This is a genomic window from Serratia microhaemolytica, assembly GCF_004011885.1.
Lineage (GTDB): Bacteria > Pseudomonadota > Gammaproteobacteria > Enterobacterales > Enterobacteriaceae > Serratia_G > Serratia_G microhaemolytica.
The window spans coordinates 1-1,884 of the sequence record NZ_SBEF01000095.1 but is presented as its reverse complement, the minus strand read 5'-3'; the positions used below and the strand labels follow the sequence as shown (position 1 = coordinate 1,884).

Annotated in this window: 1 protein-coding gene; it reads right to left on the bottom strand. The window is 44.6% G+C overall.

Features of this window, described 5'->3' with window-relative positions; all coding sequences use genetic code 11:
• Positions 1 to 110 precede the first annotated feature (110 nt).
• Positions 111 to 1,742, bottom strand: a complete 1,632-nt coding sequence (locus EOJ37_RS14005; protein WP_127960486.1) for a hypothetical protein — start codon at positions 1,740 to 1,742, stop codon at positions 111 to 113.
• Positions 1,743 to 1,884 lie beyond the last annotated feature (142 nt).

The window sequence follows — 1,884 nt, the reverse complement described above, 5'->3', positions numbered from 1 at the left end:
TATCAAGATGCTGCTGTTTTTGCTGTTTGGTGTATGGCATGGTTTATTCTCAAGCAGAGGATGTGATGGCGAGAATAATGAAAGGCTTTATTCGCTGCGGCAAGGTGAGGCTACCGGACGCTTACAAGTAGTTTGGGTGCTCGACCATTGCTATGGTCGAGTAAAGGGAGATATGCCCATTCAACCTTAAGAAGTTCATCTTGATTAACTGAGGGTTCTGCCTGCAGGAATTTGATCAGTTCTACAATATAATATCCACCCCTATGGTTAGATTCGCTGGATGTTATCGCTGCAAGTAGTGCTCTAATACATTGACTACTATCAACAGGCTTTCTTTGAGATTGCATTGTGGCCAAACAATCAATTGCCGCGTGTGGCCTGCCATATTTAATCAATTTGTCAATTGCAATAGTAATATTGCTCTCAATCTGATACGCATCCACGTTAGCACATAGCCAATATTCACCTTCATAAGTCTGAAGCCACTCAGAAGCACGATCCCATGTTTCTTGAGTAAATGGCAGGCAAGCTAAGAATTGTGCTATTTGCTTAGGTGTCCAAGCGGACTTATCGAGGTTATCGCACCATTTCCAACTATTAAGCTGATGTTTACGACAAATAAAACCACTCACCAACAGTTTGTGGTTACTGATCTCTGATTCCAGAAAATGCGGTAACAGGGTCTTCTCAAGCAAGGTATCAGCAATCACACCCAGTGCATATCCAACCTGATGCGGTGCTTTAACGATTTCAGCAAACTGTATAACGCGCTCTACACCCGCTTGCTGAAAAATTTCTAAAATAGCTTTTTCACGTGCTATTTCGATCTTTTCACGCTGCTCTTGCCAATTGCCGTTTTCTTCATAGAGATCAATGTCTCTATTTGTAAAAAATAGCTGATAGCGAAAAAATGGATTAGCAGGAGAAAGTTGTTCGGTAACTTGTTCAATTTTTTTGATTTTTTCCTCAGATAACGCCCACGTAGCCGTGGAAAACTTCCTGTGTTTTTTGGTAAATTTCGTAAGATGCTCCCAAATCGAAACTCTTTGCTCTTCAGGAGATGCTGAAATTTCTTGGCTGGCAAGATGTTGCAGCAGTTGAGCAAAAGCAGATGCAGGCAGCGTGTTCAAATGATTAATCAGCGTGCAAAGTCGCTCAATATTCTGGCCTGCTAAGGCTACAGCACGTTCGGCATAATAGGATACCTGCTGTTCGTATTCCTGAGGCGTGACTTCTTCCTGCCAGTTTGCGGGAATGGTTCTGCGCCAAGCAGGTTTGTGTGATCCCCGGGAAATTTGCCATTGATCTGGAAGAAGCTGAATCATCAATTGCCAAGCGATATCAGGCCACTCCTTTAAGAGTGTTTGCATTGCTGATTTACGCTTATCAATCGATGCCAGTGTTTGCGGCATCCAAGGCAGCAAAATCGTTGCGAGCGAATTGGATGGACGATTGAGCGAGCGAGCGCCGGGATCATGGCTGGCAAGCTCACCAAGTATGACACAGACACGAATGAGATATTGTTCATCCCAGGCCAACCCTTCCAAGGCCCAGAGTAGACCGGTTAGGTAATTTCTACCCGTGATCTCCGCACGTTCCTGGGCGAAAAGCGTACCAAAAGGATTATTATCCTGGCGTATCACGTTTTCGACCGCAGTAAGAAATTCATTTGGTGCGGCTTCGGCTAGGGATGGCAATAAACTGCTCAGGCTACCCCATAAAACCCAATCAGCTTCAGCCAAAATCTCTCTCACTGCTAGGGTGTGTCCCGTAACTATTTTTTGTACAATTTGGCGATATTTAGTCGAGAAGAGGATTTTGAATTTGGCTCGTTATGATGTCCCTGATGAGGCTTGGGCGCTCATTTCCACCCTGTTGCCGCCT